Origin of the sequence: Caballeronia sp. SBC1, assembly GCF_011493005.1 — a bacterium.
GTDB lineage: Bacteria > Pseudomonadota > Gammaproteobacteria > Burkholderiales > Burkholderiaceae > Caballeronia.
The window spans coordinates 3,901,308-3,925,132 of the sequence record NZ_CP049156.1; the positions used below are offsets into that span (position 1 = coordinate 3,901,308).

18 protein-coding genes and 2 riboswitches are annotated in these 23,825 nt (G+C 59.7%); of the genes, 11 read left to right on the forward strand and 7 right to left on the reverse strand.

Going from position 1 to position 23,825, the window contains the following annotated elements; translation table 11 throughout:
• The first annotated feature begins 92 nt into the window (after positions 1–92).
• Entirely contained in the window at positions 93–1,136 is a 1,044-nt protein-coding gene (locus SBC1_RS17480) for an oxidoreductase (protein ID WP_165092914.1), read from the forward strand.
• Between the two features lie 133 nt (positions 1,137–1,269).
• The gene (locus SBC1_RS17485; protein ID WP_165092915.1) at positions 1,270–1,647 is read left to right on the forward strand and encodes a hypothetical protein; all 378 of its coding nucleotides are present in this window, start codon (positions 1,270–1,272) and stop codon (positions 1,645–1,647) included.
• A gap of 65 nt (positions 1,648–1,712) precedes the next feature.
• On the opposite strand, the gene SBC1_RS17490 is transcribed toward SBC1_RS17485, so the two are convergent.
• Positions 1,713–2,312 carry a TetR/AcrR family transcriptional regulator gene (locus tag SBC1_RS17490; protein WP_165988692.1) on the reverse strand — a complete coding sequence of 200 codons (600 nt, stop codon included), beginning with the start codon at positions 2,310–2,312 and terminating at the stop codon, positions 1,713–1,715.
• Positions 2,313–2,430: 118 nt separating this feature from the next.
• Between SBC1_RS17490 and SBC1_RS17495 the strand changes: the two genes are divergently transcribed.
• The 6 genes from SBC1_RS17495 (at position 2,431) to SBC1_RS17520 (ending at position 11,033) form a co-directional block, all read left to right on the forward strand.
• A complete protein-coding gene (locus tag SBC1_RS17495; RefSeq protein ID WP_165988694.1) occupies positions 2,431–3,345 on the forward strand; it encodes an ABC transporter six-transmembrane domain-containing protein in 915 nt (304 codons plus the stop codon).
• Between the two features lie 44 nt (positions 3,346–3,389).
• A riboswitch (glycine riboswitch) is annotated at positions 3,390–3,512 on the forward strand.
• Positions 3,513–3,555: 43 nt separating this feature from the next.
• A riboswitch (glycine riboswitch) is annotated at positions 3,556–3,690 on the forward strand.
• A 131-nt stretch (positions 3,691–3,821) separates the two neighbouring features.
• Positions 3,822–4,946, forward strand: coding sequence for a glycine cleavage system aminomethyltransferase GcvT (gene gcvT, locus SBC1_RS17500; protein WP_165988696.1), 1,125 nt, complete (start codon positions 3,822–3,824; stop codon positions 4,944–4,946).
• A gap of 68 nt (positions 4,947–5,014) precedes the next feature.
• A complete protein-coding gene (gene gcvH / locus SBC1_RS17505) occupies positions 5,015–5,395 on the forward strand; it encodes a glycine cleavage system protein GcvH (RefSeq protein WP_165988698.1) in 381 nt (126 codons plus the stop codon).
• A gap of 69 nt (positions 5,396–5,464) precedes the next feature.
• A complete protein-coding gene (gene gcvP, locus SBC1_RS17510) occupies positions 5,465–8,392 on the forward strand; it encodes an aminomethyl-transferring glycine dehydrogenase (RefSeq protein ID WP_165092920.1) in 2,928 nt (975 codons plus the stop codon).
• 118 nt (positions 8,393–8,510) lie between these two features.
• Positions 8,511–9,614: an alginate lyase family protein gene (locus SBC1_RS17515; RefSeq protein ID WP_165988700.1), complete on the forward strand. Its 1,104-nt coding sequence runs from the start codon at positions 8,511–8,513 to the stop codon at positions 9,612–9,614.
• Between the two features lie 30 nt (positions 9,615–9,644).
• Positions 9,645–11,033 (forward strand): L-serine ammonia-lyase, encoded by a 1,389-nt coding sequence (locus SBC1_RS17520; RefSeq protein ID WP_165988702.1) that lies wholly within the window; start codon positions 9,645–9,647, stop codon positions 11,031–11,033.
• Between the two features lie 105 nt (positions 11,034–11,138).
• On the opposite strand, the gene SBC1_RS17525 is transcribed toward SBC1_RS17520, so the two are convergent.
• The 4 genes from SBC1_RS17525 to SBC1_RS17540 all read right to left on the reverse strand — a co-directional run bounded on the left by SBC1_RS17525 (position 11,139) and on the right by SBC1_RS17540 (position 14,089).
• Entirely contained in the window at positions 11,139–11,666 is a 528-nt protein-coding gene (locus SBC1_RS17525) for a hypothetical protein (RefSeq protein WP_165092923.1), read from the reverse strand.
• A 724-nt stretch (positions 11,667–12,390) separates the two neighbouring features.
• Complete coding sequence (locus tag SBC1_RS17530; RefSeq protein WP_165092924.1) at positions 12,391–12,888, reverse strand: hypothetical protein; 498 nt, start codon at positions 12,886–12,888, stop codon at positions 12,391–12,393.
• Positions 12,869–13,537 (reverse strand): M35 family metallo-endopeptidase, encoded by a 669-nt coding sequence (locus SBC1_RS17535; RefSeq protein WP_165092925.1) that lies wholly within the window; start codon positions 13,535–13,537, stop codon positions 12,869–12,871. Before SBC1_RS17535 ends, SBC1_RS17530 begins: the two co-directional genes overlap by 20 nt.
• Before the next feature lie 27 nt (positions 13,538–13,564).
• Complete coding sequence (locus SBC1_RS17540) at positions 13,565–14,089, reverse strand: PAAR domain-containing protein (RefSeq protein WP_165988705.1); 525 nt, start codon at positions 14,087–14,089, stop codon at positions 13,565–13,567.
• 466 nt (positions 14,090–14,555) lie between these two features.
• On the opposite strand from SBC1_RS17540, the gene SBC1_RS17545 reads away from it, so the two are divergent.
• Both SBC1_RS17545 and SBC1_RS17550 read left to right on the forward strand, forming a co-directional pair.
• A complete protein-coding gene (locus SBC1_RS17545) occupies positions 14,556–16,262 on the forward strand; it encodes a thiamine pyrophosphate-binding protein (RefSeq protein ID WP_241201977.1) in 1,707 nt (568 codons plus the stop codon).
• Between the two features lie 110 nt (positions 16,263–16,372).
• Positions 16,373–18,064 (forward strand): AMP-binding protein, encoded by a 1,692-nt coding sequence (locus SBC1_RS17550; protein ID WP_165988706.1) that lies wholly within the window; start codon positions 16,373–16,375, stop codon positions 18,062–18,064.
• A 76-nt stretch (positions 18,065–18,140) separates the two neighbouring features.
• Here SBC1_RS17550 and SBC1_RS17555 read toward each other — a convergent pair whose 3' ends face one another.
• Positions 18,141–19,289: a branched-chain amino acid ABC transporter substrate-binding protein gene (locus tag SBC1_RS17555; protein ID WP_165092929.1), complete on the reverse strand. Its 1,149-nt coding sequence runs from the start codon at positions 19,287–19,289 to the stop codon at positions 18,141–18,143.
• Between the two features lie 94 nt (positions 19,290–19,383).
• Positions 19,384–23,316, reverse strand: coding sequence for a trifunctional transcriptional regulator/proline dehydrogenase/L-glutamate gamma-semialdehyde dehydrogenase (putA, locus tag SBC1_RS17560; protein WP_165092930.1), 3,933 nt, complete (start codon positions 23,314–23,316; stop codon positions 19,384–19,386).
• A 319-nt stretch (positions 23,317–23,635) separates the two neighbouring features.
• On the opposite strand from putA, the gene SBC1_RS17565 reads away from it, so the two are divergent.
• Positions 23,636–23,818, forward strand: coding sequence for a hypothetical protein (locus tag SBC1_RS17565; RefSeq protein ID WP_165986825.1), 183 nt, complete (start codon positions 23,636–23,638; stop codon positions 23,816–23,818).
• Positions 23,819–23,825 lie beyond the last annotated feature (7 nt).

Consider the following 23,825-nt stretch of genomic DNA (forward strand, 5'->3'; position numbering starts at 1 on the left):
CCTGTGAGGCGCGACGCCGGCGTGACCACCGCCCAACATCGCCAGCGGCCCATGCCACAATACCGGCACCGCCAAAACAACAGGATGCCCGCATGACAGCACTTCTAAAAGTAGGCCTGATGGGCTATGGCTTTGCCGGCGAAACGTTTCACGCGCCGGTAATCGAGCATTGTGGCCGCGCGGTTGTATCCGCCATTGCAACGGGCAAACCCGAGCGGGCGCAGGCCGATTACCCGAACGCGACAATCGTCGAAGATTTCGATGCTTTGCTCGCCCTCGACGAACTCGATTGCATCGTCATCGCAACGCCCAACGACACCCATTTCGATCTCGCCAGGAAAGCCCTGGAAGCGGGCCGGAACGTGGTAGTCGACAAGCCGGTTACCCTCTCCGGCGCCGACGCAAAAACCCTCACCGAGTTGGCCAAAACGCGCGGACTGTTGTTCGCGCCGTTCCACAACCGTCGCTGGGATGGCGATTTCATGACGGTGCGCGCGTTGATCGAAAGCGGCCGGCTTGGGCGCGTGACGCACTACGAGTCGCATTTCGACCGCTTCCGGCCGAAAGTGCCGCAACGCTGGCGCGAGGAAGCGTCGCGTGGCGGCGGCTTGTTGTTTGATCTCGGGCCGCATCTTATCGATCAGGCGCTGGCGCTCTTCGGCCGGCCGCAAACCATATTCGCCAGCGTCAACGCGCACCGCGACCACGCGAGCGCACCGGATTACGTTCATCTGCTGCTGGGCTACGAAGACAAGGAAATCGTGCTGCACGCCACCGCCCTGGCCGCGCTGGAGCCGCCGCGCTTCGCCATTCACGGCACGCGTGGCAGCTATGTAAAAACGGGGCTCGATGTGCAGGAAGACCAGCTCAAAGCCGGTTTGCGTCCGGGGAACCCCGACTTCGGCCACAATCCGCCCGGCCTGCTTCGCGAAGTCGACGGCGACCACGACTTGCGCCAGGAATTCGCCACTCGCGATGGCGCTTACGTAGAGTTTTATCGAGCGCTGGCGGCATCGGTGCTCGAGGGCAAGCCGTTCCCAATCTCGTCGCAAGATGCCGTCGATGTCATGACCATTATCGACATCGCGATTCGCAGTAACGCAGAAGGTCGTCGGCTGGATTTCACGCCGATTTAATAACAAACGGCCCACGCCAGACTTTCAAACACACAGCGTTACATTTGAGCGCGGCTCCGGCGTCAGCCGGGGCGGTGCGTGGGCCGTTCTTCTCCAGTCGCCTTATCTTAAAAACCAAAAGAGGAGAACTTCAATGCTGACGCTTAAAGCAGGTTTTACCCGCGCCCTGATTGGCGTGGCGCTCGCGGGATCGCTGGCGGCGTGTGTCGTCCAGCCGACGCGCCAGGTCGATGTCGTCCAGGAAGCACCGGCGCGCCCTGACCCGCATATGGAAGCGGTGCATCGGATGGATCAGGTCAACGGACGAATCAATTCGCTTTGGCATCACGTCGATCAGCGTGTGAGCCAAGGCTTTTACCCGCCGCCACAAGGCGATGCGTTCCATCATCGGCTGGATGTAGTGCGTCAGGAATCGCGTGACATGGCTTCCCAGCATGGCGGCGGTTTGTCGGGTGAAGAGCAGCACACGTTGAACGGCGAGCTGGACGGTTTGCAGCGCGCAATTCAATAAGCACTTTTATGCGCCGAACGACAACAGGCCTGTTCTGCAGCTGTTCGTCGTTCGGCTTAAATTGCTCATAGCTCAAGAGCTTTGAGCTCGAACCGCAACACCATCTCCGCTACTTCCACGACCTCCTCCAGCGCGGCCTCCGCGGCTTCGGCCGAGGGTTGCAGCAGCAAATCATCGGCGTAACCCATCGCCATCGCGAAGATTTGCCGCGCGCCACGTTCCGGCGATGCACAGCGAAATACCTTCGCCTCCACACCCTTTTCGATAATTCCGCGAAGCATGCCTTGCCAGCGACTGATCTCGCTTAAATAAGCGCGCGCGAGTTCTGCGTCGTGCATGGCCTCGTCCCAGGCATCCAGCCACAGCCCCCAACCATCACCCTTACTGGCCGGAAGGCATTCGCGGATAAAACCGAGCAACGCTTCGACCGGGGGTTTATCGGCCAGATGCGCGCCGGTTTCTTCAAGCTGCTCGTCGGCAAAGTGCACGAACGCCTCGCGGCGCAGCTCGTTCCAGTCGCCGAAGTAGTGATAGATGTGACTGCGCGACAACCCCGCGTGCTCCGCGAGATCGCGCGTGGAAACGTCGGCGAAACCCTTCTGGCGAAACAACTCCAGGGCGGCCGTAATGATCTGACTTTTGCGTTCGGGTGACGACCGCGACATGTTCGATTCCTTTTTTCAAGCGTGAACGAATTAGCTGTGCTTGCGCTTTGAGCGACTGCTCAATTATAATTTGAGCAGTCGCTCAAATTATAGCGTCGATTTTACCCAAGGTACGGTCATGTCATTCGTCACACCAGAAATCCGGATAGTTGAGAGCGAAAAGGTCGCTCAGCAATCCGCCGCATCAACACTTAAAGCCATTGCCCGGGCCTATCCGGGCAAGCTGTTCTGCACGCTGTCGCTCGTCGCACTGGAGAACGCGCTGTTACTCGCCTATCCGTTGTTCGCCGGATTCGCCGTCGATTCGATCATGCGCGGCGACGCTCACCACGCGTTGTTCTACGCTGCGATTGTATTGGCGTTCTGGGCGGTCGGTGCCGCGCGCCGGGCCGTGGATACGCGCACCTTCACGCGGATATACGCCGATCTGGCGGTGCCGGTGATCCTCAATCAGCGGCTGCAAAACCAAAGCACGTCGACGGCTGCGGCGCGCGTGGTATTGGCCCGAGAGTTTGTCGATTTCTTCGAAAAACACGTGCCGACCATGGTCACCGCGTTTGTATCCATAGTGGGCGCCGTGGCGATGTTGCTGGCAATCGAGCCGTGGATCGGCGTGGCCAGCCTGATTGGATTGATGCTGTGCATCGCCTTGCTGCCGCGTTTTGCACGACGCAACCAGAGCTTGCATCAGCGGCTGAATGACCGGCTGGAAAAGGAAATCGGCTTGGTCGCGAAGGTCGGTACGCTCACCTTGAAACGGCACTATCGTGTGCTTTCCAAGCTGCGAATCCATCTGTCGAACCGTGAAGCCGCGGCGTTTCTCTTTGTCGGTTCCGTGGCGGCCGTGTTGTTTGTCATCGCCATCAGCCAGTTGGCCTTGGCGCCGGCGGTCAAGGCCGGGCATGTCTATGCGGTGATGACGTATCTCTGGACCTTTGTCAGCAGCCTCGACGAAGCACCGTACATGGTCGATCAACTCGCGCGCTTGCGTGACATCGGGAAGCGCGTGGATCCTGGGCTCAGCAAGGATTAAGGGCCGCTGCCGTTTGACAAGGTGAATTCGGTCGCGTAAATTCGCCGCACGCGTCGGGAGAGAGCGCTGGCTTCGGTCGTTGGTGTTCAAAACGACATAAAAACGAAGCCGCGCCGCCGAAGGGGCACACCCACAAACTCTCAGGCAAAAGGACCGGCCGCGTCGAAGTTCCGTATTTGAATTGCGCCTTGGTTGGGCGCCAAAAACGGAAAGTCGAACTCTGGAGAGCGGCATCGGCTGATCAGGAAGTACCAGCCAGATGCCCACCGAAGGGGCGCGCGTTGGACGTCGGATTATCGGCGAACAGCGTGCAATCTCTCAGGTACCGAGGACAGAGGGGTCATGTACCGGATCGCTACGCGGTTTGGGCTTTGCATGTTGCATTGCGTTATTCAATGCAGCAGGAAAAAGCCGAAACCCCGAGCGGGTTCGACGCATGGCCTTTTTTGTTTTCGCGCACGCCCGAGGCCCGCTCCATGTCTGATCTTCAACACACGCCCTTGCACGCCGCTCACCTTGCGCTCAACGCACGCATGGTGGATTTCGGCGGCTGGGACATGCCCGTCAATTACGGTTCGCAGATCGACGAACACCACGCGGTGCGCACCGATGCCGGCATGTTCGACGTGTCGCACATGCGCGTCGTCGATTTCACTGGCGACAAAGCACGCGAGTTCTTCAAGTACGCGATCGCCAACAACGTCGACAAACTCACCGTTCCCGGCAAGGCGCTGTATTCCTGCCTGCTGAACCCGGAAGGCGGCGTGATCGACGACCTGATCGTCTATTACTTCGCCGATGACAACTACCGCGTTGTCGTGAACGCCGGCACGGCCGAGAAAGACATCGCGTGGTTCGGCCATCTGAACGCTGAAGGCGGTTTTGGACTGACCATCACGCCGCGCCGCGATTTCGCGATCGTCGCCGTGCAAGGACCGAACGCACGCGAAAAAGTCTGGCAAGTGCTGCCGGAAACGCGCGACGCGACCGCAGAACTCAAACCCTTCAACGCCGTGCAATTCCCGGCCAGCTCGTTCGGCGACGTCATGCTCGCGCGCACCGGCTACACGGGCGAGGACGGTTTCGAAATCGTGGTTCCGGCTACGCAGGTAGAAAAGTTCTGGAACGCGCTGATCGCGCAAGGCGTGAAGCCCGCCGGCCTTGGCGCGCGCGACACACTGCGTCTCGAAGCCGGCATGAACCTCTACGGTCAGGACATGGACGACACGGTGTCACCGCTCGACGCCGGTCTCGCCTGGACTGTCGACCTGAACGATGCGAACCGCGCATTCGTCGGCCGTTCGGCGCTGGAAAAAAATGGATCGAAGGCGCGCTTTGTCGGCTTGATTCTGCAGAAGGAAAACGGCCGCGCCGGCGGCGTGCTTCGTGCTCACCAAAAAGTCGTCACAGCCGACGGCGAAGGCGAGATCACGAGCGGCACTTTCTCGCCGTCGATGCAGGAATCCATCGCGTTCGCCCGGGTGCCGGCGAGCGTGAAACCGGGCGACAAAGTGCACGTGGTGATCCGCGACAAACAACTGCCGGCAAGCGTGGTAAAACTGCCTTTCGTGCGCAACGGCAAGGTGTTGGCGGCGCTTTGAAGCGCCCTTAACAACCTGTTGAAACAGCCGCGCACGTCCCACCCTTATAGACCAACTGGAGCATCCGCATGAGCATCCCGGCCGACCTCAAATACACCGAATCGCACGAATGGGTGCGCACCGAATCCGACGGCACCCTGACGATCGGTATTACGGATCACGCGCAGGAAGCACTGGGCGATGTCGTGTTCATCGAATTGCCGCCGGTAGGTAAGACGGTTGCCGCTGGCGATGCCGTCGCGGTGATCGAATCGGTGAAAGCAGCATCCGATATCTACGCTCCCGTGGCCGGTGAAATCGTCGGCGCGAACGATGCGCTGACCGGCACGCCGGACCAGATCAACGGCACGCCGTACGAAAGCTGGCTCTTCAAGATCAAGCCCGCCGCCGACGCCAAGACGGATCGGTTGATCGATGCCGCTGCATACGGCGCCTCGATCGGCGAGTAAAACTTCTCAACGAACGTGCGGCGCGTTTAGCGCTCAATAGCAAACCACGCCGCACCAGCAGGAACTCTCATGAAGCTCGAACACCCGGACCGTCTGATGAACCGCTCATCCTTGTCCCTCGCCGCACTCGAATGCCACGATGCGTTCGCCCAGCGGCACATTGGCCCGGATGCGGCCGACCAGCACGCCATGCTCGAAACGCTCGGCTTCGCGTCGCGTGCGGCGTTCATCGATGCGGTGATTCCCGAGTCCATCCGACGCCACGAAACGCTGCCGCTCGGCGCGTTCACGCAGCCGAAAAGCGAGGCGGAAGCGCTGGCATCGCTGAGGAAACTCGCGGATCAGAACCTGGTGTTCAGAAACTATATTGGGCAGGGTTATTACGGCACGCATACGCCGGCCGTGATCCTGCGTAACGTGCTTGAAAACCCGGCGTGGTACACGGCTTACACGCCGTATCAGCCGGAGATTTCGCAGGGGCGCCTGGAAGCGTTGCTCAACTTCCAGCAGATGGTTATTGACCTGACGGGTCTCGCGATTTCGAACGCATCATTGCTCGATGAAGCTACCGCCGCCGCCGAAGCCATGACGCTGCTGCAACGCGCGGGCAAGCCGAAATCGAACCTGTTTTATGTCGCCGACGACGTGCTGCCGCAGACTATCGAAGTCGTGCGCACGCGTGCAAAACCGGCGGGGATCGAAGTAAAAGTCGGTCCTGCCGCGGATGCCGCCACGGCGAACGCGTTCGGCGTGCTCCTGCAATACCCGGGCGCGAACGGCGACGTGCATGACTATCGCGCGTTGACTGAAGCGGTCCATGCGGCCGGTGGTTTCGTGATCGCTGCCGCTGATCTGCTCGCGCTCACACTGCTAACGCCGCCGGGTGAATGGGGCGCGGACGTGGCTATCGGCAATACGCAGCGCTTTGGCGTGCCGGTTGGTTTCGGCGGTCCACACGCGGCGTACATGGCCGTACGCGATGACTTCAAACGTCAGATGCCGGGTCGTCTGGTCGGCGTCACTGTGGATGCCCAAGGCAAGCACGCGCTGCGTCTCGCGCTGCAAACCCGCGAGCAACATATCCGCCGCGAAAAGGCAACATCGAATGTATGTACGGCGCAGGCGTTGCTCGCGATCATGGCCAGCATGTACGCCGTGTATCACGGGCCGCAGGGCCTGAAGACCATCGCGTTGCGCGTGAATCGCGTGGCGTCGATCTTCGCCGCCGGCGTGCAAAAACTCGGCTACACGCTCGCGAACAAAACGTTCTTCGATACCGTCACCATCGTCAGCGGCACGAATACCACGGCGCTGCATCAGGCGGCGTCGGCGGTGCACGTGAACCTGCGCCACATTGATGCAACGCACGTAGGCGTTTCCGTCGATGAAACCACCACGCGCGACGACTTGCTCAAACTCTTCGCGCTGTTCGCCGAAGTGGCGGGCAAGACGGAAACGTTCGACATCGACGCCCTCGATGCCGACGCAAAAGTCTCCTTGCCGAAAGCACTCGAACGTACGAGCGACTACCTCACGCATCCGGTGTTCAACCGTCATCATTCAGAGCATGAAATGCTGCGCTACCTGCGCAGTCTGGCGGATAAGGATCTGGCACTCGACCGCACGATGATCCCGCTCGGTTCATGCACGATGAAGCTGAACGCTACGTCGGAAATGCTGCCCGTGACGTGGCCCGAATTCGCGCAGATTCATCCGTTCGCTCCGGGTGAGCAAACGGTGGGTTATCGGACGATGATCGACCAGCTCGAGCAAATGCTCGTAGCGTGTACCGGTTACGCGGCTGTATCGCTGCAACCGAATGCCGGCTCGCAAGGCGAATACGCCGGCTTGCTGATCATCCACGCGTATCACGAGTCGCGTGGCGAAGGGCATCGGAACATCTGCCTGATTCCATCGTCGGCGCATGGTACGAACCCGGCATCGGCGCAAATGGCCGGCATGCAGGTTGTGGTCGTTGCGTGCGATGAACAGGGCAACGTCGATATCGCCGACTTGAAGGCCAAGGCCGACAAGCACGCCGACAAACTCGCCGCGATCATGATCACGTATCCGTCCACGCACGGCGTGTTCGAAGTGAACGTGCGCGAGATCTGCGACATTGTGCATGCCCGCGGCGGACAGGTTTACGTCGATGGCGCGAACATGAACGCAATGGTCGGCCTCACCGCGCCGGGTCAGTTCGGCGGCGATGTCTCGCACCTGAACCTGCACAAGACCTTCTGCATTCCGCATGGCGGCGGCGGACCGGGCGTAGGTCCGGTTGCAGTCGGCGCGCATTTGGCCAAGTTCCTGCCGAACCAGCATTCGACCGGTTATCAGCGCGATGCGGCGGGGATTGGGGCGGTATCGTCGGCGCCTTATGGCTCGGCTGCCATTCTGCCAATCTCCTGGATGTACATCGCGATGATGGGCGCGCAAGGTCTCACGAACGCGACCGAAAGCGCGATCCTTGCGGCGAACTATGTGGCAAAGCGGCTCGCGCCGCATTACCCCGTGCTGTACAGCGGCGCGGGCGGTCTGGTCGCGCACGAGTGCATTCTCGATCTGCGGCCGTTGAAAGAAACCAGCGGCATTTCGGTTGATGACGTCGCCAAGCGCCTGATCGATTACGGCTTTCATGCACCGACCATGAGCTTCCCGGTGCCGGGCACGCTGATGGTCGAGCCGACGGAATCGGAATCGAAAGAGGAACTGGATCGGTTTATCGATGCAATGATCGCCATTCGCGACGAAATTCGCGCGGTCGAAGAAGGCAAATCGGATCGCGAAGACAATCCGCTGAAGAACGCGCCGCATACGGCAGCGGTTGTGGTCGCCGATGGCTGGAGCCACGCCTACTCGCGCGAAACGGCTGCGTATCCGCTGACATCGTTGATTGCGCGCAAATACTGGCCGCCGGTTGGCCGCGCCGACAACGCTTACGGCGACCGTAATCTGTTCTGCTCGTGCATTCCGTTGTCGGAGTACGGCGAATAAAGGGCGAATAGGCGTGCGTTTCAACTGTCCGGCTTCTTCTCAGAGCCGGACAGTTTTGCCGGAGTCACACAACACCAGATACCATCTCACCCGAACCAAGCCAATCAGGGAGTTTTGCATGGCGCGACAGGTGCGAGTGGTGAGTAAAACGTGGCGTGTTCCGGCGATGATCGCGGCCCTTGCAGCAACGGCATTGACTACGCAGGGCGCGTTTGCCGCAATGAATTTTTGCGCCGCGCCCGCGATGCAGAACAGTGAGCGCACGAATGCCGATCCAGGCGTGAAAGCACTGGTAAAAATGGTCCAGTCGCGGCTGAACGACCAGCCAAAAGCGCGGGCAACACTTCATACAGAAGGCACGTTGCCGCATCAGGGCATTCGTGACGAAAGCGAAGAAGCGGAAAAGGATCTCGGATTGATGCGCGACGCCGCGCTTGCGTGGCGCGCGACCGGCAACGAAGCGTATTTGCGGCTCGTCGACCGGTTTTTATTCGCGTGGGTCACGACGTATCAGCCGAGTTTCAATCCTATCGATGAAACCAATTTCGAATCTCTGATCCTCGCGTATGACCTGACCGCAAGCGCTTTGCCCGTCAAGACGCGCAATGCATCGAGCGCGTTTATCTCGAAGATGGTGACGGGATATATAGCGGATATCGATAAACAGAAACGGCCGCTGACCGGCACGTATCGAAACAACTGGCAGAGTCACCGAATCAAGTTGATCGCGATGGGTGCGTTCACTATTGATGACCGCAAGCTGATTAACGCGGCGCAGCGTCTGTATGTGGAGCATATTGGAGACAACATTGCGCCGGACGGTTCGACTGTGGATTTCGCCGAACGCGATGCGCTGCATTACGTCACTTACGATCTGCAGCCGCTGGTTACGGCCGCGCTTGCAGCGCGTCGTCATAACCGCAACTGGCTGAATGAGCGCGCGCAGTCGGGCGCAACGCTCGCCGCCGCGCTGAACTGGCTCACGCCGTACGCGCTCGGCACCCGCACGCACGAGGAATTCGTTCATTCGAGCGTGCCTTTCGATGCCACCCGCCGCGAAGCCGGATTGCCCGGTTATTCGGGCACGTGGGATCCGAAACACGCGGCCGAATTGTTTCATCTATCGGCGCGGCTTGACGGGCGTTACACGCCCATTGCGCTGCGCCTGGCGCCCACGCCGCCGGCCTGGCTCGCGGTTTGTTTGCCGTTGCCGGCGCGCTGATTTTTTTGCACGACCTTTGCAGGAGCAGTCATGGCAGTCAGCGTTTTCGATCTTTTCAAAATCGGCATCGGTCCGTCGAGTTCGCATACGGTCGGGCCGATGCGCGCCGCCCTGATGTTCGTGCAGGGGCTCGAACGCGATGGTCTGCTTGACGTCACAGCTAGCGTGAAATGCGAGTTGTACGGCTCGCTCGGTGCAACCGGCAAGGGTCACGGTACGGATCGAGGCGTGATGCTCGGCTTGATGGGCGATGCGCCGGATACCGTTGATGCCGGCACGATCAGCGCGCGTATAGAGACCGTGCGCACGACGAAAAAGCTCATGCTGCTGGGCCGGCATGAGATTCCGTTTGTCGTGAAGGAACACATTGTGTTTCTGCGGCAGGCGTTGGCCGAACATCCGAACGGCATGAAACTCCACGCCTTCGATGCCAACGGCGCTTCATTGCGCGACTCGACCTATCTCTCGGTGGGCGGCGGTTTTGTGGTGACGGCGGGGGCATCGAATGTGAAGGTGCTCACCGCTATTGAACAGTTGCCTTACGCGTTCCAATCCGGCGATGAATTGCTTGCGTTGTGCCGTGAAACGGGCAAATCCGTGGCGCAATTGATGTGGGAAAACGAGCGTGTGTGGCGTAGCGAAGACGAGATCCGTTCGGGCTTGCTGCGCATTTGGGACGTGATGCAGTCGTGCGTGAAGCGCGGTTGCGGAATCGATAACCCCGACGCCGATGGCTGCCTGCCCGGTCCTTTCCAGGTGAAGCGGCGCGCGCCGGTGTTGTATCGGGCGCTGGTCGACAAACCCGAACAGGCGTTGCGCGATCCGCTCTCCATGATCGACTGGATCAACCTTTACGCTATTGCCGTGAATGAGGAAAACGCGGTGGGCGGACGCGTGGTCACGGCGCCGACGAACGGCGCGGCCGGGATTATTCCGGCGGTGCTGCATTACTACGACCGGTTCATGCCGGGATCGAATGCGCAGGGCGTGATCGACTTTTTGCTGACGGCGGCGGCTATCGGGATTCTGTACAAGATGAACGCTTCCATTTCCGGCGCCGAGGTCGGGTGCCAGGGTGAAGTGGGAGTGGCGTGTTCGATGGCGGCGGCCGGGTTGGCAGCGGTCATGGGCGGCACGCCGACGCAGGTCGAAAACGCCGCCGAGATCGGCATGGAACATAACCTTGGGCTGACTTGCGATCCGGTTGGCGGGATGGTGCAGATTCCTTGTATCGAACGTAATGCGATGGGATCGATGAAAGCCGTGAATGCAGCGCGCATGGCGATGCGGGGAGATGGCACCCATTACGTGTCGCTTGATTCCGTCATCAAGACGATGATGCAAACCGGCGCCGACATGAAAACCAAATACAAGGAGACGTCGCGGGGTGGGTTGGCGGTGAATATTGTTGAGTGTTGAGGACGCTCGCGCAACTGCGGCTGGCCGACCCGATCCGCAAAGCGCAGCATGACCAACAGCCCAGCTTACTTGGTCCTTCCCGTAGCAGCGGGGCTTATTCGTTGGTCAAGACGGGGTTTTATCACCCAGGTCAGCCAGCGCCACAAAATGCCATTGCTTTCCTTCCAGGTCATAGACCGCGATCTGGTTAATGTCGGCGTAGGATGCTTTACAGGTTGCGGGCACGTTTTGCATGGCCAATGCAACCTCTTGGTCGAGACGATGTTCGCCCCAGTTCGTACTGGCCTCAAGCGATTCCGAGTAGGCGAACAGTCCCGCTTTCTCATGGAAGTTATCGACGCTTTTCCGATTCTCGGCGTTTAGGGTGAATTCGATGTCTTCCATATCGGCGGGTGCAACGGCTAGCGTTTGCAGCGCCATGTACCCGACCAATTCACCGCTCGGTTTCGCAAGTAACTTGCCGTCGAAAGCAGCCCACCCCAAGTGCAACCCGACATTAAGTCTTCCTCCGAGGTCGGAAACCATCTCGCGAGGGTCGAACGTCGACGCGTCGATGACGCGATATGGCTTGCCGGGTTTTGACGAATAAGCAGCTTCGATCCACGCATCGAACGGCGACAGATACGTCAGCATCGCGTCGCCATCGGGTGTCGGATAGCACATAACGCGAGCGTGATCAGGCGCACCCGGTTTGGGTACAAACGTCACCAACGCGAACATGGTTGGGATGGTGTGAAATACACGGCCGCAGGAACGGCGAGGGGCTTTGCTTTTCATTTCGGAGTCGGAGTGTTGCAAAGAAAGCCGCATCCGCCAGTTGGGCAAACCGGCGCAAATTGTATGTCGACCTGTTCGGATGGATCGCGTTTGCTATTCGATGCGACTACGCTGCTTTCAACGTGTAGCAGGTCAGCAGCAACACCCATTTGAGTAAGGAATTGCGCAACAGTCTGCGCCCTTCGGCTTGCTAGTGCGGCGGGGTCATGCTCCCCCGCGAAGGCATAGCCGTAGATGATTGCATCGCTGCGCATCGGCAGATTGCGCACGTTGATAGTCAGGTTCGCCAAACGTATGCGATCGACATTCGTCACTTCAGCAGAGTTCCTGGACATCTTTGCTGATATCTCCAATGCTAAGCTGCAAGCGACCGCATAGCTCGACGTGCAAAACAGCGCCGCGCTAGTCAGTGCGCAGCGCATAACGCGAGCGTAGTTAGCCGCGCCCGGCTTGGATGCGGGACTCGCATGGAAGACACGGCCGCGTGGGCAGCGGAGGGTTTTATTTATCATCTAATGAGCGGAGCGATGGTAGGAAAGTCGACCGGCTCGCGAATAAACCGGCGATAACTTGCTTGTACTCAACGCGTCATCTCGGGAAGTCCCGATGGCCCTCCATCTGAGCGAATTGGATGGGTGATGCCATCGCAGCAGTCGTTCGGACAGCCAGGGTTCATATCGATTAAGACGACCGCCGCATTGTCGCCGCTCATTTCCACCTCCTGGCGCGAGTTAACGTAGCTCTTCACCTCAGAGGCGGTTGCGCTTATACCGAATAGATCGGTAATGTTCTTAACGTTGTTGGCTCGTTTGGCGGCAAGGCTTTTTGCATTTTTTTCGTCGGGCGCAGCCATCCCGACGACACTGGTCCACAACCGAATCGGATACTTAACTTTCATTTCGGCGGACCAATTAGCCAAACGAAGTATCGAATCCGAAGTTAGCGCCGAAGAGTCCCGTCCGAAATGAACGGTCATTTGTTCTGTGCGCTGATTTTGTGGACCGTTACAGGCAATCGCCGGAAGCAACGACGCTCCCAAAACGAGCGCAACAAGCGTCTTACTTAACATCTTCGCCATAAACTATGTACCCTGCAATGTTGTCAGCGTTATTGATGGCCCGGTCTGGATGCTCTTTTGCCCACATCTTTTGATAGCTTGTCATCGTGTAGATCACGTCTTCACTGGAGAACGTATCGTGAAAGTGCGACGCCTCATGCACGATGGTCGCAAGCTGCGAGTCACCATACATATCGTATTCGCGCGTGGTACAGAATTTTGGCGCAATGCAGATCGTATGCGTTGCCGTGTTTGGGCCACAGACACTCGCGAGTTCATTGCTAACGTTTTTGTTGCTAGGCATGCAACCTAGATGCCTTATCAAGTCTTCGCTCGTGCGAACAAAGTTCTTCGGCCCCAAATCGTCCAGAACTTTGCGCAATCGAGGAAGGCAAGCAATTAAACGCTGGCGCACTGCTTCGTCCTTAGTTCCGAAGTGGTCCGAAACGCGCTCTTGCGCCTTGACGTCCCAAGCACCTACTTCTTTCATTCTCTTGTCGACTAGTGAGACCGCCTTCTTCGTTAGAACGATAACTTTCCTTCGAAACTCAGCGTCCGTCATGTTCGGGCATATAGGCGGCGCATCGAGATCAAGGAAAATGTCGACGTTCGAATCCGGGATACGATTCGTCGTTGCTGTTCCTACTTCGACCCAATTTTCTTCTGGCATGTGTCTCTCTCAGTGTCGAATTTCGGGTTAATGAGCAGGAGCAATTTCGATGATGAGGTGTTCCGCTATGTCCGTCGCAATTCGCTCAGTGCGCCCGTTCGCATCTGTCTTCCCGCTTGCGATGATGCCGGAACTGTCTTTCAATCGATACTGGATGTTCGCCAATACCCGCCGCGTGCCGCGGTCGCGCAGCGTGATTTGTTCGTCGTGGTGACGGAGGAAAGGAACGCCCATCGGCGTGTATCCCTGCCTAGTGAGTGCATTCCCGTCAAGGCTTTGGGACATGGCTGATTGAGATGCGATCAATCGTGGAGTTGGGCTGCACTTGCACATGCCAAGATCGTTTTCCAAAGCTGCCTGTTTGCCTCTGAATGACACCGACAAACGCGGCCCCGACGCGACAATCACTCCCGCCGATTTGCACGTCGGGCAATAAATTGCAGCGCCGATAAACGCCAGAGGAGTTCCGTGGTGCATCGTTGTTGGCTCACCGTCGGTGACGAACGCGCCGCTCGTCGTTTTGTCGTGCAACTTGATGTTGTAACGTCTCATCGTCTCGTTTCCTTTTTGACCGTTCAAGATGGTTTTATCGAGAACAGCGATTAAGAGTCAATTGGACGAGTCTCAAGTTGAAAATTAAACGACTAGGAATTTGAACGACAGTGCGAACGAGGACTCCTGGATTTGAAGAGCCGTTTAGAGCGCGATGATCGTGGCGGCAAGTGCGCAACCACGCGATCGCTAATTTTCCATGTCCTCAGGCGGGGATAAAAGGAATGTAGGACGAGTGGTTTTTTCTCGCCTCGCCGCCAGTGACTGAGACAACCTAAAGACGCACCGCCCTCCGCGTAAAACCGGCCACCAATAATCCGCACGGGTCCGTCCACATCCTTCAAAAACCACCAGATCAACCGGCACCAGCAAAATCCCTCGCTAGCGTCTCCTCCCCGCCCAAGCGTAAGCTATGAGATCCCCTGCCCCTGCGGCTAGCGCGAAACCTTCTGGGAGATTTCATCGCATGACATCTGCTGTCCCGTCCTCCAACTCCCTTCCGACCACAGGCGCACGCCTGGTCGTCGATGCACTGCTCACCCATGGCGTCGAACGCGTCTTCTGCGTACCCGGCGAAAGCTTCCTCGCCATCCTCGATTCCCTCCACGACGAAACCAGCCGCATCCAGACCATCGTGTGCCGTCACGAAGCCGCAGCGGCGAACATGGCCGAAGCGGTAGGCAAACTGACCGGCCGCCCCGGCGTGGCGCTCGTTACGCGCGGCCCGGGCGCCACGCATGCTTCTATCGGCGTGCACACGGCGTTCCAGGACTCCACGCCCATGATCCTGCTGATCGGCCAATGCGCGCGCGAACACATGGACCGCGAGGCCTTCCAGGAAATCGACTACCGGCGCATGTTCGGGCAGATGGCGAAGTGGGTCGCCCAGATCGACGATCCGCGACGCATCCCCGAATATCTGAGCCATGCATTCCACATTGCGACCTCCGGCCGGCCCGGCCCGGTCGTCCTCGCCTTGCCGGAAGACGTGCTGAGCGACGCATGCGAAGCCATGCCGGGCGCGCCGCGTTATCAGCGTGTGGCAGCCGCGCCGGCGCCCGCGCAAATCGCACGTTTGAACGAGATGCTCGCGGCATCGAAGAGACCATTTGTCATTGCGGGCGGCAGCGGGTGGACGCCCGAAGCCACAGCGGATTTCGCGCGCTTCGTGGAAGCATGGCAGTTGCCGGTCGGCTGCGCATTCCGGTTCCAGGACACGCTGGACAATAACCACCCGAACTACGCCGGCGATGTTGGCCTCGGGATCAATCCCGCCCTCGCTGCATGCATCCGCGATGCCGACCTGCTCCTGGTCCTCGGCCCCCGCATGGGTGAATCGACGACCGGCGGTTACACGCTGCTCGACATCCCCAAGACGAAACAAACGCTGATCCACGTGCATCAAGGCGCGGAAGAACTAGGACGCGTGTATTCGGCCGACCTGCCGATTGTTTCAGGCATGCCGGAACTGGTGTCGGCACTCGTGGCGCTCAAGCCGCCCGCAGTCATTCCGTGGAGCGGCGCTATTGAAGCGGCGCATGACGCGTATCTCGCGTGGCGCAAGCCGCGTCCCATGCTCGGCGATGTCCAGCTCGGCGAGATCATGGAGCAACTCAGCGAACGTCTTCCCGCCGATGCCATCGTCACAAACGGTGCGGGGAATTATGCGACGTGGTTGCATCGGCACTATGTGTATCGGCATTTCCGCTCGCAAGTTGCGCCAACAAGCGGTGCGATGGGTTATGGCGTGCCCGCAGCGATCGCGGCGAAGTCGCTGTATCCAGACCGGGTAGTAGTGGCATTTGCGGGCGATGGATGTTTCATGATGTCGAGCCAGGAGTTGGCCACGGCAATGCAATACAAGCTCGCGGTGATATTCGTGGTGGTGAACAACCAGCAATACGGCACGATCCGCATGCATCAGGAACGCCATTATCCGAACCGCGTGCACGGCACGGCGCTCACGAACCCGGACTTCGCGGCCTACGCGCGTGCATTTGGCGCGCATGGCGAACTCGTGGAATCGACAGCGCAATTCATGCCCGCATTCGAGCGCGCGATGAATACAGGATTGCCATCGGTGATAGAAATCAGGATTCCGCAGGATGCGAGCACGCCGGCCGCGACCCTGGACCAAGTGAGGGAACAGGGCCAGAAGTTGCGGCAGAAGTGAACGAGTGAGCAGCGCCAGCCACGCATTGTGGCTCGTGATGAACACTGGCGATCAAGCAGGTTTCACAAAGACCCGCGCAAGAGCGAACAAAACTCAGGAGACGCAAGACCATGGCATCGCAAGCATTTCTGCAGGCAAGAGACTTCCTGCTACGTCATCGCGACGACTACGCCACCGCGTACAACGACTTCGCGTGGCCGGAACTGTCGGAGTTCAACTGGGCACTCGACTGGTTCGATGAATACGCACGCAGCAATCTCGCACCTGCGCTGTGGGTGGTCGAGGAGAACGGAGACGAAACGAAGCTCTCGTTTGCGGAGTTATCGGCGAGGTCGAATCAGTTGGCCAACTGGTTGAGACAGCAAGGCGTGCAGCGCGGCGACCGGATCTTGCTGATGCTGCCGAACCAGCCGGCGCTGTGGGAAACCATGCTCGCCGCAATGAAGCTTGGCGCTGTCACCATTCCGGCGACCATGTTGCTGACCCCGGCGGACATTGCCGACCGCATGACGCGCGGTGAAGTGAAGCATGTGATCGTGGCATCGAGTGAAACTGCGAAGTTCGATTCCATCGATAAAGACAAAACGCGCATAGCCGTAGCCATCCCGCAGAGCGCTGCGTTGCCCGAAGGCTGGCTGAACTTCGCCGATGCCTTCAACGAAAGCCCCTCGTTCGAGCCCGAAGGCAGGACGCTCGCCACCGATCCGCTCCTGCTGTATTTCACGAGCGGCACGACAAGTCGCCCGAAGCTCGTGCTGCACAGCCATCAGAGCTATCCGGTGGGACATTTGTCGACCATGTACTGGATCGGCCTGAAACCCGGCGATGTCCATCTCAACATCAGTTCGCCTGGCTGGGCGAAACACGCGTGGAGTTGCGTCTTCGCCCCGTGGAACGCGGGCGCGACCGTGTTCATCCACAACACGTCGCGCTTCAGCGCGAAGGCCACGCTGGAAGCGCTCGTCAAGCACCAGATCACCACCTTGTGCGCACCGCCGACCGTCTGGCGCATGATGATCCAGGAGGATTTATCGGCCTATAAGGTGCACTTGCGCGAGGTCGTTGGTGCGGGCGAGCCGTTGAATCCCGAGATTATCGAACGCGTGAAAAAGGCCTGGAACCTCACGTTACGCGATGGTTTCGGCCAGACCGAAACCACGGCGCAAATCGCGAATTCGCCGGGTCAGCCGATGAAGCCGGGAACGATGGGCAGGCCGCTTCCCGGCTACTGCATCACGCTGCTTGATCACGACGATAACCCCGCAAAGGAAGGCGAACTCGCGCTGATCCTCGACCCCAAACCACTGGGTTTGATGGACGGTTACGTGGACGATCCGTCGAAGACGCAGGACGCGATGCGCGGTGGCCATTATCGGACGGGCGATGTGGCATCTATCGATGACGATGGTTACTTCACCTACGTAGGCCGCTCCGACGATGTCTTCAAGGCAGCGGATTACCGCATCAGTCCGTTCGAGCTGGAGAGCGTGCTGATCGAACATCCGGCGGTCGGCGAAGCGGCCGTGGTGCCGAGTCCGGACCCGGTGCGTTTATCGGTGCCGAAAGCGTTCGTCACGTTGCGCAACGGTTATGAACCGACGAAGGAAACCGCTGGCGAAATCCTGAAGTTCGCCGCGCAGAAACTGGCCGCGTACAAGCGCATTCGACGCATCGAGTTCTACGAATTGCCGAAAACCATCTCGGGGAAGATTCGTCGAGTAGAGCTAAGGAAAACAGAAGAAGCGCGAGACAGCGACGCGCGGCGGGAGAATGAATACTGGGAAGACGATTTCGTCGCGTAATCAACAGCCATAAAAAAACCCCGCAGCGCGGAGCGCATGCGGGGTTTCATTTCCTTGAACTAAAGCAGCAAAACTATTACTTGCCGCCCACGCTTTGCAGCGTCGTCCACTTGCCGTCAACGACCTTGTACAGCGTGATGCCGCCGTTCTTCAAATCGCCCTTCGAGTCATACGCGAGCTGCTTCGACGTCACGCCCGGCATGTCGGTCTTAGCAAGCATCGGCAGGTACTTCGCCGGATCGGTCGAGTTCGCGGTCTTCATCGCGGTAAACATGGCCATTGCGCCGTCGTACGCGTACGGCGAGTACGTTTGCACGTCCTCGTTGAAGCGCGCCTTGTACTTCGCAACGTAAGCCGCGCCACCCGGCATTTCATCGAGCGGCAAACCAGCCAGCGATGCTACCGTGCCGTCGGCTGCATTGCCGGCGATCTTCAGGAACGTATCGGTCTTGACCATTTCGCCCGCCATCAACGGCGCGCGCAGGCCCAGCGTCTTCATCTGCTTGACCATCGGGCCAGCTTGCGAATCGGCGCCGCCGTAGTACACGAGGTCCGGATTCATCGACTTGAGCTTGGTCAGGATTGCCTTGAAGTCGACAGCCTTGTCGTTCGCGTATTCACGATCCACGATGGTCGCGCCCGATGCCTTCGCTGCCTTCTCAAACTGGTCGGCAAGACCTTGGCCATAAGCCGTACGGTCATCGACGATCGCGATCTTCTTCATCTTCAGCGTCTTCACCGCGAACTCGCCGGCCACCGACCCTTGCTGCGTGTCGGAGGTCATCATGCGGAACGCCGTCTTGTAACCTTGCGTCGTGTATTCCGGCGCGGTTGCCATCGCGATTTCGGGAATGCCGGCGTTCGCGTAGATGCGCGAAGCGGGGATCGTCGTGCCCGAGTTGAAGTGACCGAGCATGCCCTTGACGTTGTCATCGACAAGTTTTTGAGCCACGGTCGTGCCGGTGCGCGGGTCAGCCTGGTCGTCAGCGGAATCGAGCACGATGCGAATCGGCTTGCCGCCGATCACAGGCTTGGTCGCGTTGAAATCTTCAACCGCGAGCACCACGCCGTTCTGAAAATCCTTGCCGTAGTGCGCTTGCGCGCCGGTCATCGGGCCGGCGAATCCTACCTTCACGTCCTCAGCCGTCTGCGCCTGAGCCGTTGCCGCGAGCGACAGTCCAGCAACACACATCGCTGCTGCCAGCTTCTTCATCGTGTAATCCATAAACTCTCCTGATTCCCATGTAGATGGCAGCGTGTGCCGGGATCGCCGTGCCTGCTGCCGTTTGTTTGAGCCAACCCGCCGTGCTGAATACAGCTCAACCGATCGTCATCAAATTCGCATTGCCGCCCGCGGCCGCCGTGTTCACGCTCACCGAGCGCTCCGTCAGCAACCGTTCGAGCGCGTATTCCTGCTCGCCATCGTGGGCGTCGCTGGCGAATGCTCCCGCCGGCACACCCTGCACCGAGACGATCGGCCCCGGGCGTTTCGCGACGTCCTTGACCAACGCCATCAATTCGTCGCTGTCGCCTTCGAACAAAACCGCATCGAAGGCCGCGTCCTGACTCTTGCGCGTCGATGCATACGGCTTGATCGACGCCGGCAACGCCGCCACGAGCTGTTCGCCCGCCGCGCCGGAAAACAGCGCTTTATTGCCCGTGGCAAGCGCTGCGGCGAGTTGCGCGCGAGCGCCGCTTGCCGTCGATGCCACGCACAGCACCGTCCCGCGTGCCCCGAGCGTGTACGTGTTGCGCTCGCCAGTCGGGCCGGCCAGCACGGCGGTCGCGCCGGCCATCACGTGTTGCAGATGGCCTTCGCAACGTGCCGCCGTTTGCGGATCGCGCTCGGCGATCGCCCAGTCGCGCAATGCGGTCAGCGCAGCCGGCGTTTCGTTCGCGGCCGTTTGATCCACGATCAGCGCGCTTTCCAGCGATTTCGGCAAGCCTGTGGGCCGCTTGGCAAGGAGCCGCTGCAAATACAGCGCGCCGCCCGCTTTCGGTCCCGTGCCGGACAAACCTTCGCCGCCGAACGGCTGCACGCCGACCACCGCGCCAATCACGTTCCGGTTCACGTAGATGTTGCCCACGTGCGCCCGGCTGACCACGTGCGCAATGGTTTCGTCGATACGCGTATGGATGCCCAGCGTCAGCCCGTAACCCGTCGCCTTGATTTGGTCGAGCAGTTTATCAAGATGTGCCCGGCGATACCGCACTACGTGAAGTACCGGGCCGAAGACCTCGCGCTTCAACTCGTCGATGGAATCAAGTTCGATCAGCGTCGGCGGAACGAATGTGCCTTGTGCGCAGCCATCGGGCATGGGCAACTGCACGACGTTGCGGCCCTTCTCGCGCATTGATGCAATGTGCGCGTCGATGCTCTGCTTCGCTTCGGCATCGATCACCGGGCCAACATCGGTGGAAAGCCGGTCGGGGTTCCCCATCGAAAGTTGCTGCATCGCGCCGGTGAGCATTTCGAGCGTGCGATCGGCGACGTCATCCTGCAGGCACAACACGCGCAGCGCCGAACAACGTTGACCGGCGGAATCGAAGGACGATTGCAACACGTCCGCGACCACTTGCTCGGCCAGCGCCGAGGAGTCGACGATCATCGAGTTCTGTCCGCCCGTCTCTGCGATCAGCGGAATCGGCCGGCCATCCGGGTCGAGCCGTTCGGACAAGGTTTTGTTGATCAGCCGCGCGACTTCCGTCGAACCCGTGAACATGACGGCGCGCGTGCGCGGATCGGCCACCAGTGCCGCACCCACGGTTTCACCATTGCCCGGCAGAAGTTGCACCGCGCCCGGCGGCACGCCGGCTTCGCGCAGGATGCGAACCGCTTGCGCAGCGATCAGCGGCGTCTGTTCGGCCGGCTTCGCGAGCACCGGATTACCGGCTGCGAGTGCTGCGGCAACCTGTCCCAAGAAGATCGCGAGCGGAAAGTTCCACGGGCTGATGCAAACCACGGGGCCAAGCGGACGGTGTGTATCGTTGGAAAACTCGCTGCGAATCTGCGCCGAGTAATAACGCAGGAAATCGATAGCCTCGCGAATCTCCGACACCGCATTCGCCAGCGATTTACCCGCTTCGCGCACGACGAGACCCATCAGCGTATGCATCTGCGCTTCGAGCAGATCGGCTGCGCGGGCGAGGCAATCGGCGCGTTCATCCACAGGCGTCGATTGCCAGATCGGCGCGGCGGCAACGGCGTTCGAAATAGCCAATGCGACTTGTTCCGACGTCGCTTCGACCACGCCGCCCACGAGGTCACGCAAGTCCGCGGGATTACGAACGTCGCGTGCAACGCCTTCGACCACGTCAGCCGCTTCGAGCATCGGAGCAGCCCGCCACGGATGATTCGCGCTCGCCAGCAACGCCGACGACAACGACGCCAGCCGATGCTCATTCGACAAATCGAAGCCCATCGAATTGAGTCGCTCGCTGCCGTACAACTGACGCGGCAACGCGATCTTCGCATGAGGCAGACCGAGCGGCGTGAGCTTGGACGCTTCGTCGATGGGGTCCTGCACGAGGTCGCTGACGGGAATGGTTTTATCGGCGATACGGTTCACGAACGACGTATTCGCGCCGTTCTCGAGCAAGCGCCGCACGAGATACGCGAGCAGCGTTTCATGCGTGCCGACAGGCGCATACACGCGACACGGCCGGTTGAGCTTGTCGCGCCCTGTGACTTCTTCGTACAGCGGTTCGCCCATGCCGTGCAGGCACTGGAACTCGTACTGACCGGGGTAATAATTTCCCCCAGCGAGATGGTAGATAGCCGACAGCGTGAACGCGTTGTGCGTGGCGAATTGCGGATAGACGGCATCGGGCGCGCCGAGCAGCTTTTTCGCGCAAGCCACGTACGAGATGTCTGTATAGATCTTGCGCGTGTAGACCGGATAGCCTTCGAGGCCATCGACTTGCGCGCGCTTGATTTCCGAATCCCAGTACGCGCCCTTAACCAACCGAACCATGATCCGATGACGGCTGCGACGCGCGAGATCGATCAAATAGTCGATAACAAACGGGCAACGCTTTTGATAAGCCTGCACGACGAAACCAATACCGTTCCAGCCGGCCAGTTCCGGATCGAAGCACAGGGCTTCGAGCAGATCGAGCGAAATTTCGAGCCGGTCGGCTTCTTCCGCATCGATGTTCAAGCCAATGTCGTAACGTCGCGCAAGCAGCGCCAGCGCCTTCACGCGCGGCAGCAGCTCGGTCATCGTGCGTTCCTGCTGCGAGCGCGAATAACGCGGATGCAGCGCGGACAGCTTGATGGAAATCCCCGGGCCTTCGTAAATACCGCGCGATCCGGCCGCCTTGCCGATCGCGTGAATCGCCTGTTCGTACGATGCGTAATAGCGAACCGCATCTTCTTCGGTCGTCGCGGCTTCACCGAGCATGTCGTAGGAATAGCGGAAACCGCGCGCTTCGAACTTGCGGCTATTCGCAAGCGCTTCCGAAATCGTCTCGCCCGTGACGAATTGCTCGCCCATCAGGCGCATGGCCATATCGACGCCCTTGCGGATTAGCGGTTCACCACCGCGTCCGATCAAACGCGTCAACGCCGACGACAACCCCGCCTCGCTATTCGTCGTCACCAGCTTGCCGGTGATCATCAAACCCCACGTTGCCGCGTTCACAAACAGCGACGGCGCCTGGCCCATATGCGATCGCCAGTCGCCCTTGCTGATCTTGTCGCGGATCAGCGCGTCGCGCGTGGCGCGGTCGGGAATGCGCAGCAAGGCTTCGGCGAGACACATCAGCGCGACGCCTTCCTGGCTGGACAGCGAAAACTCGTGGATCAGGCCTTCAACGCCGCCGCCCGTTTGTTTCTTGCGCAGCGCTTCGACAAGCTTCGTCGCCATGGCATTCGTTTCGCTGGCGACACTGGCCGACAGCCGCGCCTGTCCGATCAAAAACGGCACGCATTCCGGTTCCGGACGCCGGTACGCAGCCGTGATCGCTGCGCGCAATACGGATTGCGGTTGCACGTTCTGGGCGAAATCGAGGAAGGGATGCGGTGCACCGTCTTCTTCGGAGTCAACTTGCGCAGACGATTCCAGCGCATCGGCCGAACCAATTGCACCGGACAGTTCAGGTGGCAACTGTCCATGTTCGATGCGTTCGAGATACGCGAAGATGGCTTGCTTGATGAGCCAGTGCGGGGTCCGTTCGAGCCGCGTCGCGGCGTCTCTCAGGCGGGTGCGCAGCAGATCGTCGACTTTGACGCCCAGGGTGGTGCTCGCCATATATCCTTCCTTGCCGGAATCGGAACCGGCGATAGCTTGAAAAGTGGCCGAATCGTAACCCGCTCATAAAAAAGGTGCAACCAACATTTCGAGATGGGTTGCACCTTTCGAAAATCCTTTCGGAACAAGGGATTACGGGTAATTGAGGATGGCGGTTTGGGCTAAGCGTGCTCTAGGATTCCGCGTTCGATAATTTTTCTTGGGTCACCCCTAATTAATTGCTGCCTGGTGCCGATAAGAACTGGTACGGCCATAACAGCGATGAAAACTTTGCGGGCCGTCTTACAATGCAGCCGCGCGGTTTCGGGGAGAAAAGGACATGAACACCTGGATGATTTTCTGCAGCATTTGGGCTATATGTGCGCTGTGCGTGGTGTTGTTCATCCGCGGCGCGCATCCGCACGTCGAGCGCCCTGAGGGCGACCGCGACAGCGGGAATGACTTGACGGTGGGCGGCCTGACGGTTGCACGCGTGCAGGGCGCGGACCGCGGCAATAGCTGAAGAACGG

Coding starts and splice junctions, on each gene's coding strand:
- SBC1_RS17480 (WP_165092914.1), top strand. CDS start 93: ATGACAGCACTTCTAAAAGTAGGCCTGATGGGCTATGGCTTTGCCGGC.
- SBC1_RS17485 (WP_165092915.1), top strand. CDS start 1,270: ATGCTGACGCTTAAAGCAGGTTTTACCCGCGCCCTGATTGGCGTGGCG.
- SBC1_RS17490 (WP_165988692.1), bottom strand. CDS start 2,312: ATGTCGCGGTCGTCACCCGAACGCAAAAGTCAGATCATTACGGCCGCC.
- SBC1_RS17495 (WP_165988694.1), top strand. CDS start 2,431: ATGTCATTCGTCACACCAGAAATCCGGATAGTTGAGAGCGAAAAGGTC.
- gcvT (WP_165988696.1), top strand. CDS start 3,822: ATGTCTGATCTTCAACACACGCCCTTGCACGCCGCTCACCTTGCGCTC.
- gcvH (WP_165988698.1), top strand. CDS start 5,015: ATGAGCATCCCGGCCGACCTCAAATACACCGAATCGCACGAATGGGTG.
- gcvP (WP_165092920.1), top strand. CDS start 5,465: ATGAAGCTCGAACACCCGGACCGTCTGATGAACCGCTCATCCTTGTCC.
- SBC1_RS17515 (WP_165988700.1), top strand. CDS start 8,511: ATGGCGCGACAGGTGCGAGTGGTGAGTAAAACGTGGCGTGTTCCGGCG.
- SBC1_RS17520 (WP_165988702.1), top strand. CDS start 9,645: ATGGCAGTCAGCGTTTTCGATCTTTTCAAAATCGGCATCGGTCCGTCG.
- SBC1_RS17525 (WP_165092923.1), bottom strand. CDS start 11,666: ATGCTGACGTATCTGTCGCCGTTCGATGCGTGGATCGAAGCTGCTTAT.
- SBC1_RS17530 (WP_165092924.1), bottom strand. CDS start 12,888: ATGGCGAAGATGTTAAGTAAGACGCTTGTTGCGCTCGTTTTGGGAGCG.
- SBC1_RS17535 (WP_165092925.1), bottom strand. CDS start 13,537: ATGCCAGAAGAAAATTGGGTCGAAGTAGGAACAGCAACGACGAATCGT.
- SBC1_RS17540 (WP_165988705.1), bottom strand. CDS start 14,089: ATGAGACGTTACAACATCAAGTTGCACGACAAAACGACGAGCGGCGCG.
- SBC1_RS17545 (WP_241201977.1), top strand. CDS start 14,556: ATGACATCTGCTGTCCCGTCCTCCAACTCCCTTCCGACCACAGGCGCA.
- SBC1_RS17550 (WP_165988706.1), top strand. CDS start 16,373: ATGGCATCGCAAGCATTTCTGCAGGCAAGAGACTTCCTGCTACGTCAT.
- SBC1_RS17555 (WP_165092929.1), bottom strand. CDS start 19,289: ATGGATTACACGATGAAGAAGCTGGCAGCAGCGATGTGTGTTGCTGGA.
- putA (WP_165092930.1), bottom strand. CDS start 23,316: ATGGCGAGCACCACCCTGGGCGTCAAAGTCGACGATCTGCTGCGCACC.
- SBC1_RS17565 (WP_165986825.1), top strand. CDS start 23,636: ATGAACACCTGGATGATTTTCTGCAGCATTTGGGCTATATGTGCGCTG.